The 13,747-nt window shown below is 62.4% G+C and carries 16 protein-coding genes; 4 read left to right on the top strand and 12 right to left on the bottom strand.

The genetic code is table 11. The annotated features are described in order from the left end of the window. Nucleotides 1-6 precede the first annotated feature (6 nt). The 4 genes from TPEN_RS07815 to TPEN_RS07800 all read right to left on the bottom strand — a co-directional run bounded on the left by TPEN_RS07815 (nt 7) and on the right by TPEN_RS07800 (nt 4,128). Complete coding sequence (locus TPEN_RS07815; RefSeq protein WP_011753188.1) at nt 7-234, bottom strand: hypothetical protein; 228 nt, start codon at nt 232-234, stop codon at nt 7-9. A 270-nt stretch (nt 235-504) separates the two neighbouring features. Next, nucleotides 505-2,082: a DUF2341 domain-containing protein gene (locus TPEN_RS07810; RefSeq protein WP_011753187.1), complete on the bottom strand. Its 1,578-nt coding sequence runs from the start codon at nt 2,080-2,082 to the stop codon at nt 505-507. A gap of 1 nt (nt 2,083) precedes the next feature. After that, complete coding sequence (locus TPEN_RS07805) at nt 2,084-3,502, bottom strand: hypothetical protein (protein WP_148678028.1); 1,419 nt, start codon at nt 3,500-3,502, stop codon at nt 2,084-2,086. A gap of 56 nt (nt 3,503-3,558) precedes the next feature. Then, nucleotides 3,559-4,128 carry a hypothetical protein gene (locus tag TPEN_RS07800; protein WP_011753185.1) on the bottom strand — a complete coding sequence of 190 codons (570 nt, stop codon included), beginning with the start codon at nt 4,126-4,128 and terminating at the stop codon, nt 3,559-3,561. 140 nt (nt 4,129-4,268) lie between these two features. Here TPEN_RS07800 and TPEN_RS07795 point away from each other — a divergent pair, with 140 nt between their 5' ends. Continuing rightward, nucleotides 4,269-5,639 (top strand): hypothetical protein, encoded by a 1,371-nt coding sequence (locus TPEN_RS07795; RefSeq protein ID WP_148678027.1) that lies wholly within the window; start codon nt 4,269-4,271, stop codon nt 5,637-5,639. Here the strand turns inward: TPEN_RS07795 and TPEN_RS07790 are convergent. From TPEN_RS07790 to TPEN_RS07775, 4 genes are all read right to left on the bottom strand, one after another. Beyond that, complete coding sequence (locus TPEN_RS07790) at nt 5,623-6,465, bottom strand: DUF3267 domain-containing protein (protein ID WP_011753184.1); 843 nt, start codon at nt 6,463-6,465, stop codon at nt 5,623-5,625. The genes TPEN_RS07795 and TPEN_RS07790 overlap by 17 nt on opposite strands. Before the next feature lie 213 nt (nt 6,466-6,678). After that, on the bottom strand, nt 6,679-7,284 hold the full coding sequence (locus TPEN_RS07785) for a CPBP family glutamic-type intramembrane protease (RefSeq protein WP_011753183.1): 606 nt from the start codon (nt 7,282-7,284) through the stop codon (nt 6,679-6,681). 11 nt (nt 7,285-7,295) lie between these two features. Further along, the gene (locus TPEN_RS07780; protein WP_011753182.1) at nt 7,296-7,697 is read right to left on the bottom strand and encodes a thioesterase family protein; all 402 of its coding nucleotides are present in this window, start codon (nt 7,695-7,697) and stop codon (nt 7,296-7,298) included. After that, entirely contained in the window at nt 7,697-8,065 is a 369-nt protein-coding gene (locus TPEN_RS07775; RefSeq protein ID WP_052885297.1) for a NifB/NifX family molybdenum-iron cluster-binding protein, read from the bottom strand. The genes TPEN_RS07780 and TPEN_RS07775 overlap by 1 nt, the downstream gene beginning before the upstream one ends. A 51-nt stretch (nt 8,066-8,116) precedes the next feature. Between TPEN_RS07775 and TPEN_RS07770 the strand changes: the two genes are divergently transcribed. After that, nucleotides 8,117-9,055 carry a DHHA1 domain-containing protein gene (locus tag TPEN_RS07770; RefSeq protein ID WP_011753180.1) on the top strand — a complete coding sequence of 313 codons (939 nt, stop codon included), beginning with the start codon at nt 8,117-8,119 and terminating at the stop codon, nt 9,053-9,055. Between the two features lie 25 nt (nt 9,056-9,080). Here the strand turns inward: TPEN_RS07770 and TPEN_RS07765 are convergent, their stop codons facing one another. Further along, complete coding sequence (locus TPEN_RS07765) at nt 9,081-9,527, bottom strand: hypothetical protein (RefSeq protein WP_011753179.1); 447 nt, start codon at nt 9,525-9,527, stop codon at nt 9,081-9,083. 53 nt (nt 9,528-9,580) lie between these two features. Beyond that, nucleotides 9,581-10,567, bottom strand: a complete 987-nt coding sequence (locus TPEN_RS07760; protein ID WP_011753178.1) for an MDR/zinc-dependent alcohol dehydrogenase-like family protein — start codon at nt 10,565-10,567, stop codon at nt 9,581-9,583. Nucleotides 10,568-10,630: 63 nt separating this feature from the next. Between TPEN_RS07760 and TPEN_RS07755 the strand changes: the two genes are divergently transcribed. Beyond that, the gene (locus TPEN_RS07755) at nt 10,631-10,900 is read left to right on the top strand and encodes a hypothetical protein (RefSeq protein ID WP_011753177.1); all 270 of its coding nucleotides are present in this window, start codon (nt 10,631-10,633) and stop codon (nt 10,898-10,900) included. Here the strand turns inward: TPEN_RS07755 and TPEN_RS07750 are convergent. Together TPEN_RS07750 and TPEN_RS07745 are read right to left on the bottom strand one after the other, a co-directional pair. Then, nucleotides 10,897-11,658 carry a hypothetical protein gene (locus TPEN_RS07750; protein WP_011753176.1) on the bottom strand — a complete coding sequence of 254 codons (762 nt, stop codon included), beginning with the start codon at nt 11,656-11,658 and terminating at the stop codon, nt 10,897-10,899. The two genes, TPEN_RS07755 and TPEN_RS07750, sit on opposite strands and share 4 nt — an antisense overlap. Nucleotides 11,659-11,682: 24 nt before the next feature. Continuing rightward, nucleotides 11,683-12,954 (bottom strand): APC family permease, encoded by a 1,272-nt coding sequence (locus tag TPEN_RS07745; protein ID WP_011753175.1) that lies wholly within the window; start codon nt 12,952-12,954, stop codon nt 11,683-11,685. A gap of 406 nt (nt 12,955-13,360) precedes the next feature. Here TPEN_RS07745 and TPEN_RS07740 point away from each other — a divergent pair, with 406 nt between their 5' ends. Next, nucleotides 13,361-13,747, top strand: coding sequence for a hypothetical protein (locus TPEN_RS07740; RefSeq protein ID WP_011753174.1), 387 nt, complete (start codon nt 13,361-13,363; stop codon nt 13,745-13,747).

The raw sequence follows: 13,747 nt of genomic DNA, 5'->3' as shown, positions 1-13,747 counted from the left end.
TCAGCTCTACGGTCCCCAAACGTTCAACGTGAACGAGCCGACGTTCTCGAAGCCCACGTAGCTCGGCGAGCCGGGCGGCGCGCAGCTATACCTGGAGAGTATGGAGCCATCCGACCCCCTCACTATGGCTTCGTAGACACCGGATAAAAGCCTAAGGTCAACCCAGTAAGCGCTACCGGTGTACAAGGGCGCAGTCGCCGCGCCGCACACCGCGTAGTAGCTCCCACCGCTCACGTAGACCCCGAACAGCTTGTTCAGGTTTGAGCCGAGGAGGTAGAAGCCGTAGGAACCCGTCCCCGTGAAGTTCGCCGCGTATGAAGCCCCGCCGGCGACGAGGGGTATGCAGACGAGGTTCCCGCTAGACCGGAAGGCAGGGGTCGCAGGCGTAGTAGGTCAACGAGAGGTCGTCCCAGAACAACCCAGAAATAACCTTTTTCGTGCCAGGGATTGCGGGGGTACAGCGCCGGGCATCAGCGGCCATGAAGGTCACAGCGCATGCTAGCGTTAAGGATCCGTCTCCTCCGGGAGCCACTGCCCGTGGCTTGGCTCTGGCTCTACGTAGTTGCGGACGTAGAAGTTGTCATATAGGTGGTCGACGTTCTTGTTGTACGCGCTGAAGAGGCCTAGCCTGGAGCCGGAGGTTATCGGGCTTGAGTCGGTCCAGTCGATAACCTTAGAGTCGTCCACGTACACTGTTATGTGCCCACCGTACAGCCTCATCTCAAGCTTGTACCAAGTATTAGCCTGCAAGCTGTAATAGACGTGCACGGGCTCTACCTCGCTCGGCAGACCAGTACTCTTAACGAGCTCCACGTTAACTCTTGGCCTAAACGTTAACGAGTCGATCAGGCTCGGCGCGTATATGAGCCTAGCGTAGTACTGCCTTATGTAGCCGTTGGCGTCGACACTGTGCCTAGCCGCTACTCCCGCCTCCTCTATCTCCTCGAGCTTCCCGAGGTTTATGAGGACACATACAGCCACGTTACCATTCTGGACGTCCGTCAACGCGTACATGTGGCTAGCGTCAACAGTCACGCGGTGCTTGAGAGCCCCCTGGAAGAGCTGCCAGCCAGAAGAGTCGCTACCGTCCACGTCGCCCCAGCCGTCCGCCCCCTTGTCGTATGGGAAGCTCGTGAAACCTATGGCGCTCGAGAAGTCGTTGAAGTAGATGAACGTCGCCGCTCCGTTGCTCTCGCTAGTAGCAGAGGGGTTTCCGTAGTAGACGTATATCCTGGCTGTCCCGGGGCTGGCAGGTATGCTCGGCACCTTCACCCATACGGTGGCGCAGCCGCCGCTAACGCTCTCCACCCAGTACGGTATAGCTACCTCTCTCCCGTCGGGCTGGAGGTACGAGAACCTGAGGTCCCCGAAGTCCGCCCTCCCCTTCCCGTTCAAGTAGACAGTATCCCCCGAGTCAGTCCCGCTACCACTACACACCCTGAGCCTCACCTGGTAGCCGGAAACAGCCCCCGCAGTAGAGCCAACAATGTCGTGGCCCTTCCTATACAGCCAGCCGCAGTAGAGCCAGCTCATTGTTTTGAATACCCAGACTATCTTCTGCCTAGCCTTGGACGTGCTTGCATTGAAGTAAAGCCACGTGTAGAGCCTGGCGACTTCCGAGCCCAGAGGTGCTCCAGAGCCCACGAGGACTTCTAGCCTGAAGTTCGCGCTTCCCTGCACGCTTACAGGCGCGCCGGCACTCTGCGTTATCGACCCGCTTACTACCTGTACTTGTTGCGTGCCGCCGAGGCTTACGTTTACCGATAGCTGAAACGCGTAGTTACCGGTTACGGACTCCGCATATAGTTTCGCGGGTAGATTGGTTGAAGCGGACAGGACTAGTGCTGGGTCGAAAATGACCCTGCAACCGAGCGGCGCAGTCACCTCGACGTACGTCACGTTTAAGCCGTTCTCCGCTTGCGCGTACGCGGCGGTTCTCTTGACTCCGTAAGCGGCTAGCTTCTTGACGGGGGGCTGGGTCGCCTGGACGTGCCACTCCGTCAGGTTGATTATCGTGACGGCGGCGTAGGCGCCTGCCAGCGCGAGCATGGCTATCGAGAGGGCTAGAACGGTTTTCCTCATGCTAGCCACCCGGGAAGCTCGAGTACGCGGCGTCCAGCCTCTTCAGCTCGGCGAAGGGGGCTGGGCCGAGGGCTAGGGAGAAGTAGCCGTAAGTGCCCCCCGAGAGGAAGAAGTCCCTGCAGAGAGCCACGCCGTATTTTTCGAGCCTCAGCGGCAGGTAGTTGCCGGTCGTACCCGGGTTGAAGGCGAGCGAGGTGTTGCCGCGCAGCGCGATCCTCGGGGAGACCCACTCCAGAACTATCCCCCTGTAGCTGAGGCTGGGCCACACGTATACGAGCGCTGCGTTCACGCCGCGCCCCCACAGTGTCACCGCCGCCTCGACCCTGTAGTTCGAGAAGCCTGTCGTGGAGAACCAGAGGACAGTCCTCACGGGGCCCGAAGCCGCGTTTCTCCAGGAGCCGGGGTCGCTGAGCTCCTCCTTCACCGACTGGTAGGGGAACACCACGTAGCCAGACAGGTTCAGCGAGAAGCCCCTCGCCTCCACGCCCCACCTCGACAGGTTCAGCCTCTCGCCCCCGAGTAGCGCGGCCCCCTCGAGGACCTGCACGTCGCCCGCCTCACCCCAGGGGTACCTCCCGCCCATGTAGATGTAGATCCTGGAGCCGTTCTCCAGGTACGCCGCGAAGACGAGCCTGTCGTCCCCCCAGACGGCCTCCCCGGGCCGCCTAACCCCGGAGGGCTCGGCGACGCCGTCCCCCCTCACCGTCCAAGCCTCGACCTGGTAGGGCAACAGGTAGTCGGCCCCGCTCCTCCGCAACACAACGGCGAAAGCGTCGCTACCGAGCCCGGCTATCCCGGAGATCCTCCTGACGAGCCTCCCGTTGACGTAGACCTCCCCGGACCCCGTGACCTCGAACAGCGCCACCCCCGGCTTCGAGACTACTGGCACGAGCTCCACCCTCCTCGGGAACGTGTTGTTCCACCAGTCGGTAAGCCTGTAGGAAACCCTGACCCTCGACTCCGTAGCCCTGGCGTAAGCCGGATCCACGAACACCAGCTCCACGCTGCCCGGGCTCGAAGCCTTGACGCAGAGGTCGAGCCTAGCGGACGAGCCCGCCGGCAGGACCACCTCCCTCGACGCGTTTACAGCGCCCAGCGCGAAGACAGCGCTACCGTTGAGCCTGAGCTCCAGGAGGCTCAGCCCCCTCGGCGGGGAGGCGCTGATCCTCAAGCGGTACGCCTGCCCCGCGGCGCCGAGGTTCTTCAGTTCCAGCGCTCCGCCGTAGCAGTAGACGGTGGTATTCGAGGCGTAGACGTCGAGCTCGGCGGGCTTTGCCTCGACGTCCCGCGCGCCCCCCACGACCACGGCCTGGACGCCGAGGGGGTATAGCAGTACCAGCGTTGCGAACGCGGCGACGAGCAGCGATGCTAGGTAGAGGTAGACGTCCCTCTTCCTGAGCCGCACGACCATACCACCCACCTACTAGAAAGGCGGTAAAGAAATATAAAGGGTTTAGTTCAAAAAAAGAATTCCTTTTACCCTTGGGATACGACGTCGATCTGAATGCTCATGAGGTCCGTGTTCCAGGAGCTCTGCGGTGTGGATGCGTCTACGAGTACCTCGGCGGATACGGGGACGCAAATACCGGGCCCGACCTGTACGGTGCCCGTGGAAGCGGGTGGTGTGGTCGTGGAGGTTATCGTTATCGAGGGCCCGCTGGGGTAGCCGCCAAGCCATAGGGTTAGGTACTTGACGTAGTTGTTCCAGCCACCGCTACTTATCACTCCCTTGTATACTAGGCTGACGGTGTAGGTCTTCGTGGTGTCCTTGTTGCAGATCTTTATGACCTCGCTGTAGCGGGTGGGATCCCCGGTGTAGCCCTTAATCGTTATCACTGTCCTGTTCGTCCCGTCGCTAGCAGTGGTCGTCGACACGCTTATGAGCCCGGTACCGGCGTCGGCTCCCGCTACCTTGACTATTGGGGGCGTGCCGGCTGCCTGGATGTGCCACTCGGTTATGTTTGTCAGCGTCACCGCGGCTACGGCGAAGGCTGTGGATGCCAGCGCTATTAGGAGTGCTACCAAGGTTGTCTTTTTCACTTGCATGTTTTCACCCTTTGAACCACCGATGGGAGCGGGGGTATTTAAACTTTTTAGTTCGGTTTTCCGGAAGGTCTGCGTTCAGAGCCCTGGACTCCTATCGTTCAATGCGCGGCTTGATATCTGTGCGCGTTGCATTAATACCGGTGGCGGGCTTGAAACGTGTACTGGTGCTGGCAGGTGTCTTGTCCGTGGTGCTAGCAGTGGTCGCTGGTGCTTGCTACTCCGAGGCCGACAGGTACGCCGTCGAAGTAGTGCTCAACAAGCCCGGGGTGGGCTACGACGCGTCGAGGCTCGCGGAGCTACTAGGCGTCGATGAGTCGTGGCTCGGGGAGGCGTTGCGCAAAGGCGTGGCCTACAGGAGCTCCTACGACCCGAGGCTCGTGGTCGTCGTATCGCTACAACCCCTCGAGCCGGGCGGGAAGGCCGAGTATCTCTCTGTGCGCGTCCAGGCGCCCCTGGTCTACAAGGCCGGCGGCGTGGAGGGCGGGGCCGACCTGTGCGGCGTAGGCTTCAAGAAGCCGGTTAGGCTGGCCGCCGGCTCCGGGGAGCTCGAGGTAAGCCTTGGGACGCTCGTAGTCGGGGCGCCGTCGAAGGTTGTCTTCAGGCCTACGCTCGAGTCCGTCGCGCCGCCCTACGCGAACCTCTCCGTAGGGGGTGTCGTCGAGCTGAGGGGTACGCGTAGCTACAGCGTGGCGGCGCCCTGCTTCTACGTTAGGGGGGAGCAGTGCTACAGGGTGATGGTGATCATACCCGGCTACGACGCCCCGATGGACGTGGAGCCCGGGCGGTACGAGGTTTCCATGAGGCTGGGCTGGAAGTCGTCCGCGGACGTGGACGCGGTGCTAGTGCTGGGCGTGGAGTACCGGGGGCTCCCGGCGAACCTCTCGGCGGCGGAGGGGCTGGGCTGGCTGCGCGAGCCTAGGGGCGGCGTCGAGGCTCTGCGCAAGGAGGTGGGGGGCGGGAGTATCTACGTTGTTTTCGACAAGTCCGGGTGCCACGCCAGCGTGGCGGCTTCGGGGCTCGGCGAGGACGCGGTTAGGAGGGAGGTCGACGCGTTGCTGAGGGCTCTGGGCTACTCGTACTACGACCTAGAGCTCTCTGCGAAGGGGCGCGTGCTGGAAGCCGCTTTCGAGCTGAGCGGAGACCCCTTGAGGGAGGCTTTGAGGCGCGAGCTAGGGCTCCTGGTGGAGGCGGGCGCCGTGAAGGGGCTCGAAGCCGCCGACGTATCGGCGATCGTAGCGGCGGCGTCGACGGGGCTCGCGGGTTGGAACGAGAGGCTAGTCTGGCACGACGGGAGGTGGATCCCCTACAGCAGGTACCCCGGCGCCGTGATCGCTAGGTGCGCCGAGCAAGCCCCGGAAGTCTTCCTCTCCGAGAGCGAGAGCTACGAAAAGCTACCAGTGCTAAACCTGCGGGAACCCGGCGGGGGAGGCGCAGAGCTGTGGCTACTCGCCGCGCTACCCCTGGTTGCGGTTCTCGCGGCTATCGCGTACTTCTTCAGGAGGAAGCGGTAGCCGAAAAATTATCCTTTTTCTCTCCAGCCTTAGCCGAAGCCTCGCCCATCCTCCCCAGCTTCTTGTACTCCGCCAGCCCAACGAGGAGCGCGGCTATCAGCGCTACCGCCAGGAATGTCGCGAGACCCGCATTCGTCAACCTCGCGGCGTACCCCGCCGCTTTCTCCGTCTCGATGAGCCTTACTCCCAGAGCCTCGACGTCGAGCCGCAGGAAGGCGCACAAAGCTAGGACGCCGAGCCAGAGACAGCAAAAGGTTGCAGAAAAGGCGAGCACAGCCTTGCCAATGGAGGTCAGCGCCGCGACCCTGGAGCAAGACCCCTCGAACACCACTCTTTCCCCCTCGTCGTGGATGAGGGCGTCCCTTTTTGCGGAGAGGAGGACGGCTAGGGCGAGGAAGAGGTCTCCCCCAGCCCCCATAGTGTTGAAGACAACTATGAACTCGGCAGTTTCCCTCGCAAGCCCTTCCAGCGTCTTAGCCGCTACGAGGGCGGCGGGCGTTAGCACGAGTAGCGGTGCTAGAGCCACTACGAGCCACTCGTCCCTGCGTAGACTGGTCTTGGTCGATACGTAGACCCCTACGAGGATCCAGCTTGCCCGGAAGGGCTTCACGCTTATCCCACGGGCGCCGAACGCGTAGGCAACGGCGACGTGTATCCCCTCGTGGAGAGCAAGCGTGGCGAGCACGCCTAGCGCGAATACTACAAGGTCGGCTGGAGGAGTGAAGCTTCCCAAGAGGAGGACCGCTACGTAGAAGAGTAGGAGCGCGAACCCAGCCACGGCGGCGAGGCTCTCCTTGACGGACACGTAGCACCTCTCTCCCTGCACGCCCTAACTCCCTCTTCGGACGTCTGGCGATAAATCGCTTTCCTTTTATGGTTTTTGACCTGGCATGAAGGTTTTGCCTAGGAAAGATCGGCGAGTGTATCCACGATCCTTAATGCTTCGCACCGCAGTATCTGCGCTTAACGAAGGTGACATCCACGTGGCTCCTGCTTTTTTCCGCCTTCCAGCCTCGACTGTCAGCCAACAGTCGAAGGGTTAGCCGAGGGGGAAGAGCAGGATCACCAAGTAGAGCCACGCTACGTGCGTAGAAACTGCGGCCGCGAGCCCGAGCCTCGTTGCAACGAGCCCCGTGTAGGCGCCGACTACTAGCGCTCCGAGCATGAGCGCCGGGTTGAGCGTGTACACGTGTACTAGAGTGTAGTACGACACCATCACCGCTAGTGCTGCGCGGGTAGAGCCGAAGCGCTCCACGAGAAAGGAGAGGAGCCCGCCCCTCCAGTAGACCTCCTCGGAAGCCCCTATCGCGCAGAGCGCGGTTGCGAGGAGCAGGTCTCTGCGGGCGGATTCCCGCACCATAGAGTATACCTGCTCGACTGCGTAGAAGTACCCGAGCGCCGCGAGGAAATGCTTCCCAGCAACGAAGACGAGGTAGAGCGGGATAGCCGCGAGCAATCCCAGCGCGACTTCCCGTGCGCCGGCGCCCAGCCTCAGGGCTCCGCGCCTAAAGGCTACGGTCGAGATTGCTAGAACCAGCGTTGCCCCAAGCATTGCCTGCACGAACACCTCCCTGAACGCGAGGAACGCTAGGGGCCAGAGTAGCGCCGGTAGGAGCGCGTAAACGTAGCTATACGCGGCCCGCACGGTGTCTCTCCTCAGCCGCCCGCCCGGCTGGACAGCATGCTCCTTATCCTCTCCAGGTACTCCTCCCTCTTAACCACGGCCCTCTCGTGCACCGCGTAACCTATCAGCGTCTTCCCGCTCCACGCCTCTATCCACAGGGTCACCCTCCTCCCGTCGCTCCTCAAGATCCTCCCTCTGACCTCCACCTGGGAGCCTAGCAGCGCCGGCGCTACGTGGTGCACGTCTATCCTCACACCGACAGTCGTGTAGTCCTTCCCGAGTTTCTCGTCGAGGAACACCCTGCTAGCCTCCTCCATGAAGGCCACGAGGTTCGGCGTCGAGAGTATCCCGGTGTCCCCCAGCGATATGTGCCTAGCGAGGTGCTCCCGCTGAACGGTGTAAGTCCTGGAGAACGCCTCGCCCTCCACCACCATCACCCGTGGCTCTCCGTGGGCGCCTCCAGCCGCCTCAGCTCGCCCCTCGCAAGCATCGAGGCCGCTTCGACGACCTCCACGTGTCTGTCAACGGCGTAGACCTCCACGCCGGCCTCCCGGAGCCTGTAGAAAGCCCCCGCCCCTATATCCTTGACTACGACCGCGTCCGGCCTCAAAGAGAGGACGAACCCCAGGACCGCGTGCCCCCTCCCCTCCTCTACGGTCGGGGCGACCGGATTCCTCTCCACCCTCTCAAGCTTCGCGGAACCACCCTCGACTACGACTACCGCGAAGAATGGCGCCCTGCCGAAGTGCGGCGACACTAAGTACTTCCCACCGCTCGGAACAGCTGGAACCAGTACCCTCACACCCACGAGATAGACGAGCAGAATATAAACCTGCCTCCAGGAAGAGTTCTTGTGGCGGGCGTTATACTTGCGCACGGCGACTCCGACGGCGTGACGGCGGCCGCCATAGCGAAGAGCGTTTACAGGGACGCAGAGGTCTTCTTCACGCACCCGGTGGGGCTCGCGAAGGACCTGGAGGAGTTCGCCCGGGGCAGGAGCCCCGTGATCATACTCGACGTCGCCGTCGACGAGGCCGGCGCGCCGAGGCTAGCGGAGGTTCTCCGCTCGCTGGGCGCAGAGGTCGTCTACGTAGACCACCACCCGGGTGGAGAGGCGCTGGAGAAGATACGCGTACCCGGCGTGAGGGTCGTCCACGAGGAGGGGCCCTGCGCGGCGGAGCTTGCCTACAGGTTCTTCAAGCCTCCCAGAGAGATGAGCAGGGTGGCGCTCTACGGCGCTATAGGCGACCACGCCCTGGGAACCGCGTGGGTCGCGGAGGCTCTCGAGGAGTGGGACTTGAAGACGCTCTTCTTCGACGCCGGCGTGCTCGTGCTGGCTCTCGAGGCTCTGGGGAGGGACTACGAGTCGAAGAGGAGGGTCGTGGACCTCCTGGCGGGCGGCGGCGTGCCGTCGCGGGAGAAGAGCCTCGTAGAGCTCGCGGCGAGGCAGAGCCTGCTCAACGAGGAGCTCAGGGTCAGGGTTCGTGAGAAGGCTCTGGTCGTTGGGCAGGTAGCCTACGTCATGGACCCTGGCGGGAGCCTGGGCACCGCGGCCTTCTACGCGAGGGTGGAGAGAGGCGTGAAGGTAGGCGTAGCCGTAGAGCGCAGAGGGGAAACGTGCGTGATGAGCCTTAGGTCTACCGGCGGAGTGGACCTCAACGCCCTGCTGAGAAGGATAGCCCCGAGGCACGGTGGGCACGGGGGAGGACACAGACAGGCGGCCGGCGCCAGGATCCCGTGCGGCGAGCTCGAGAAGTTCTTGGCGGAGCTTGCGGCCAGCCTCGACCGTTAAGGGGTACGCATACCCGCCGAGGGCCCTACGGGAAGAGGGCCATCTTCAAGAGGATCCCCACTACACCCACCAGTATCGGGACGTTAAATGCAATGAACAACTTTACGAATAACCCCATCATTCCCTCGAGCCTGGCAATTCTCTGCTCCAGCGAGCCAACTCTCCGCTCCACTAGGTCGATTTTTTGCTCCAGTAGGTTGATTCTTTGCTCCAGCGAGTTGAACCTTTGTTCGAGCGCCCCGATTTTTTGCTCGACGGTGTCGGCGCGGCTTACGATATCCCCTCTAATCCCCTCTCTCAGCTCCTTCAAATCCTGCTTTGTGGCAACATCTCTGTAGAGAGCGGTTAGCACGGCTATCCTCAGCCTCCTGTCCCCGAAGATCTCCGAGACTAGCTCCTCCGCTAGACCCCTTCTGAGGTCCTCCCTTTGCCTAAGCTCCTCTAGTAGCTTCTCGGCTATAGACAGGCTCATCAAGGATCAAGAGGCTGTATCGAATATTAATAGCTTTGGGGCTGGGTAAAGAGCTATGGCTTGACTACGACCTTTACCTCTCCGGGCCTGAACGACCTCTCGAAGGCTTCCCTCGCCTTCTCCAACCCGCCGTAGACGCTGGTAATCACGGGCCTCACCCTCCCCTCTCTCAACAGCCTTATGGCTTCGCGGAACTCCCTGAAGGTACCGCACCTGGAGCCGATGACGGCGACCTCCTTGACTACGGCCTTGGTGAGGTTAACGCTCCCAGGGTTGCCGGGCGTCGACTTTAAGTGAACAGTGCCCCTCGGCTTTACGAGGTCGACCGCGAGGTTAAGCGCTGAGGGGTCCCCGGAGACCTCGAACACCACGTCGAACCCGACGCCGTCCCCGGACTCGCCGCCCAGCCTGGACGCCTGCTCTGCCGTCACCACCTCAACGTCTAGGCTCCTGAGTATCTCTGCCTTGGAGCTACCAGCCCGCGAGACGACGACGGGCCTGAAGCCCGCGTCCTTGAGCACCTGGACGAGCATCACGGCGAGGTTCCCGGTTCCCACCACGGCTACGCTGTCGCCCGGGGCGGGCGGCTTGAGCCTCAGCGCGTTGAGCAAGGCCGCTAGGGGCTCGACCTCGGTGGCGACTACGGGGTCTAAGCCCTCGGCGGCGTGAAGCGCGGTTGCAGGGGCGACGAAGTACTCGGCGAGGCCCCCATCGAAGTCTATGCCGAGAGTCTTCTTGTAGGGGCAGTGAGTGTAGAGGCCCGACCTGCAGTACTCGCACCTCCAGCACGGGAAATTGATCTCGGAGACCACGAGCCTGCCCACGAGTTCCTCCGGCCCCTCCACGACGACCCCCGAGACCTCGTGCCCGGGGATGAGGGGCTTCTTGAAGAGCGGGTACGTGCCTTTGTAGAACGCCTTGTCCGTCCCGCAGATACCGACCGCGAGGGTCTTTACGAGTGCCCATCCCTCCGGCTTCTCTGGGAGCGGTACGTCCTCGACCCTCAGGTCTCCCGGACCGTAGAGTAACGCGGCCTTCACGCACGTCTACGCTCGGTAGATCAAAATAAATCTTAGTGCGCGCGGTTAGAGAAGTGGGTGCGGATGGATCGGGCCGACTTCGCTAGGGACGCCGCGAGGGTTCTCGAGGTAGCCAGGAGGATAGGCGTGGTGGACGTCGGGAGGCTTAGCGCCGAGACGGGTATCCCGGAGGGCAGGGTGAAGCTCATCCTGCTGATGCTCCGCGACGCCGGCATCCTCTCGGAGGAGGGGCTGGCCTGTAGTGAGTCGGCGTGCGCCTCCTGCCCCCTGAGGGCTGTGTGCACCGCTAGGGGCGGCGCGAAGATATACGTACGTCTACGCAAGGAGCCCTAGGCGGCCGGTGGTTGGGCAAGCGCCTTGGCGGAACCCTCCCTTATGAGCACGAGGGCGGCGATGAACAGCGCTACTGAGAGCAAGCCTGCTACGGCGAGGGCGTGGGGGACTGCGGATAGGAACGAGAGCAGTATCTGTACTACCTCGAGTATAGCCGCCGTCTTGAAGCTGTCCAGCCCGGTCGCCGAGGAGAGCTCGAAGAGCATCAGTATTTCGCCTATCCGCGCCACGAAAGACGCGATGGCCGCAAGGACTACCAGTAGTAGCACAACGATGAAGCCGGTCATTACGGCCAGCATAGCTTCGGGGCCAACGGGTGGGTAGCGCCCGGCGAGCGCGGGCATAGCCGGTAGCGCGAATGCCACGAGAGCGACTACGGCGAGCACTGCGAGCGCGAGGCTCGCCCAGTAGCCGTACTTGATCATCTTCGAGGAGCCGCCCAGAGCCTCCCTCCACTTAGCCAGCCTGTCGGCCGCCGGTATCAGGCGCGCGAAGACAGCGAAGAGCCACAGCACCCCGCCAGCGATGAAGAGGATGAGCACCAGTAGCAAGAGTAGCAGGTGGCGTGCCAACGCTGCGCCTAGGCGGAGCGCCTCCTTGCCTGCCCACAGCTCCGGTACGGATGGGAGGAAGCCGGGCAATAGGAGGGCGAAGACGAGCAGGGCCACGAGGTTTACCAGTTGCGAGGCGAGCATGGCTTCAGAGTAGCCTTTCAGCAACCGCATGCCGTCCACGTAGAAACCAGCCTTCTCGGACACGGAGAAAAGTGTTCTCCCGAGTATTTAAGCATTACCGCCGTGTTGCGCGCGGGTGTACGCGAAGAACCACAGAGCCCCCGCTGCTATCACGGCTAGCCCCATAGCGAGCGCAGTCTTCTCGACGCTCAGGCTGAGCAGAAGGCTCGTGAAGGCGCCGGCAACCGCGTGCCAGGGCCTTAGGGGCGACCTGAAGGGCGGGTCTACCCCGTCCAGGTAGAGCTTCACGTCCGCCACGTTCGTGAGTACGTGGGAGACGAGCACCAGGAAGCTTGTAACCATCGCCAGCCGGGAGATGTCGAAGAGGGCTACGAGTACTAGCATCACGGTCCCGGAGAGTAGCACTGAGTAAACCGGCGTCCCGAGCTTCTCGTTTATCTCGGCTATCTTGTCTGGGATCTCCCTGTTCCTCGCCATCGCGTAGAAAACCCTGGACTGCCCCATGACGGACGTCAGCACGACGCTGAACGTCGCGACGAGCCCTCCCACGCCGACCACCCACCCCACGCCGACCCTGCGCGCTACCTCTTCGAGGGGGGCATTGCTGGAGGCTAAAGCCTCGTACCCGGCGACCCCCACCGCGACCACCGCTACGAGCGCGTAGAGCGCGGCGGATACCGCGAGGGCTAGCAGTATGGCTCTCGGTATGTTCTTCTCGGGGTCTTTAACCTCCTCGGCGAGCGTCGATATGCGCGGGAACCCTATGTAGGCGAAGTAGAAGAGGGCGGAGGCCTCCATCACCGGGAGAAGCCCCTTCGGCGCGAACGGCTGGAAGTTCTCGGGCTTCACGAGCGCCGCCCCCGCGGCTACCAGGAGTAGTAGCACGGAAACCTTCACCGCTACGAACACGTCGTTAACGACCGCTGACAGCTTCGCGCCGAGCGCGTTGAGCAACGTTACGAGCACGACCAGCGCGAGCGCGGCGACCCGCGGGTTAACGCTGGGAACCAGTGCCGAAAGGTAGTACCCGAACCCCTGGCTCGCGGTAGCCCCCAGCACTATGTTGCCGGCTACCCACATCCACCCCATGAGGAAGCCCACCGCCGGGTGGAGCAACGTGTGCCCGTACTCGTAGACCCCGCCCGCCCTCGGGAGGGCCGAGCCAAGCTCCGCGAAGCTAAGCGCGGTCAGCGACGCGCTCAGCCCGGATACGAGGACTGCTAAGACCACGGCGGGGCCCGCTAGCCCTGCCGCTATGCCTATCAGCACGAATATACCGGCCCCTATTATCGCGCCTAGCCCTACGGAAACCGCGTCTAGTAGCGTCAGCGAGCGCCTAAAGCCCTTCTCCCCCGCCACGGTAGTGCCATGCGAAACACGCGCTTAAAAAGCTCGCGACACTAGCACTACGTTCATAGCGGAGGAGAGGCCGGGCACCTTATTCTTCGGTTTCTTGCCCAGCTTTCTGAGCGCTTTGCCAGTGCTTGCCTCAGGCGTTCCAAGAGGCGTTCTACGCTTGGTCCTGCAGGATGGCTCTGCGGCGTTGCCCCTCAATCTTCCTCTATGAACGCTATGAGTACGTTGCAGTCTTTCGAGTGCCGGTCGGCGTACTTCATCGCACTCCCTGGCCGGCAGCGCGATGCTAGGTTTATTCGGGTAGCATAGCTCGATGCGTTGCGCCTACTTTAAGTCACTCCTATGCTTTGAAGAAACTTTTAATGGTCGATGACAGGCTTATTAGAGTCCTCGACGCAAACAGCATGTAATGGCCGTACAGTGGTCCGTCAAGTCCGTCAAGGACTACGTCGACGCCTGCTCGGAGACGAGGCTCAGGGAGCAGTGCGTGAGGGAGGCGGAGGAGTCCGTTGGCACGTGGGTATACAGGGCGAGCTACTCCTTCTTCCTCTCCGGCGTCCTCGGGAGGGCTATACAGCGAGTGCCGCCCGACATTGCGTGGAAGGTCCACGAGTACCTCGTGGTCAAGCCTAGGTCCCGTATACCCTTCGACGAGCAGCTCTACAGGGTGTTAATCGAGGTCTTCAGGGCTGTGGAGGAGAGCCCCGCTACCCCCGAGGAGAAATTGCACGCGAGAAGGCTCAGGGAGCTCGTTGAGACGGCGCTAGCCCTTCGTAGCTCCATTGAGCGCGAGTAA

The organism is Thermofilum pendens Hrk 5 (assembly GCF_000015225.1).
GTDB classification, from domain to species: Archaea; Thermoproteota; Thermoprotei; order Thermofilales; family Thermofilaceae; genus Thermofilum; species Thermofilum pendens.
This window is presented reverse-complemented; position numbering and strand designations above follow the sequence as displayed.

Excerpts from the sequence above, each read along its gene's own strand:
- TPEN_RS07810 (WP_011753187.1), bottom strand. The coding sequence starts at position 2,082 with ATGAGGAAAACCGTTCTAGCCCTCTCGATAGCCATGCTCGCGCTGGCA.
- TPEN_RS07800 (WP_011753185.1), bottom strand. The coding sequence starts at position 4,128 with ATGCAAGTGAAAAAGACAACCTTGGTAGCACTCCTAATAGCGCTGGCA.
- TPEN_RS07780 (WP_011753182.1), bottom strand. The coding sequence starts at position 7,697 with ATGGTGGTGGAGGGCGAGGCGTTCTCCAGGACTTACACCGTTCAGCGG.
- TPEN_RS07765 (WP_011753179.1), bottom strand. The coding sequence starts at position 9,527 with ATGAGCCTGTCTATAGCCGAGAAGCTACTAGAGGAGCTTAGGCAAAGG.
- TPEN_RS07755 (WP_011753177.1), top strand. The coding sequence starts at position 10,631 with ATGGATCGGGCCGACTTCGCTAGGGACGCCGCGAGGGTTCTCGAGGTA.
- TPEN_RS07740 (WP_011753174.1), top strand. The coding sequence starts at position 13,361 with ATGGCCGTACAGTGGTCCGTCAAGTCCGTCAAGGACTACGTCGACGCC.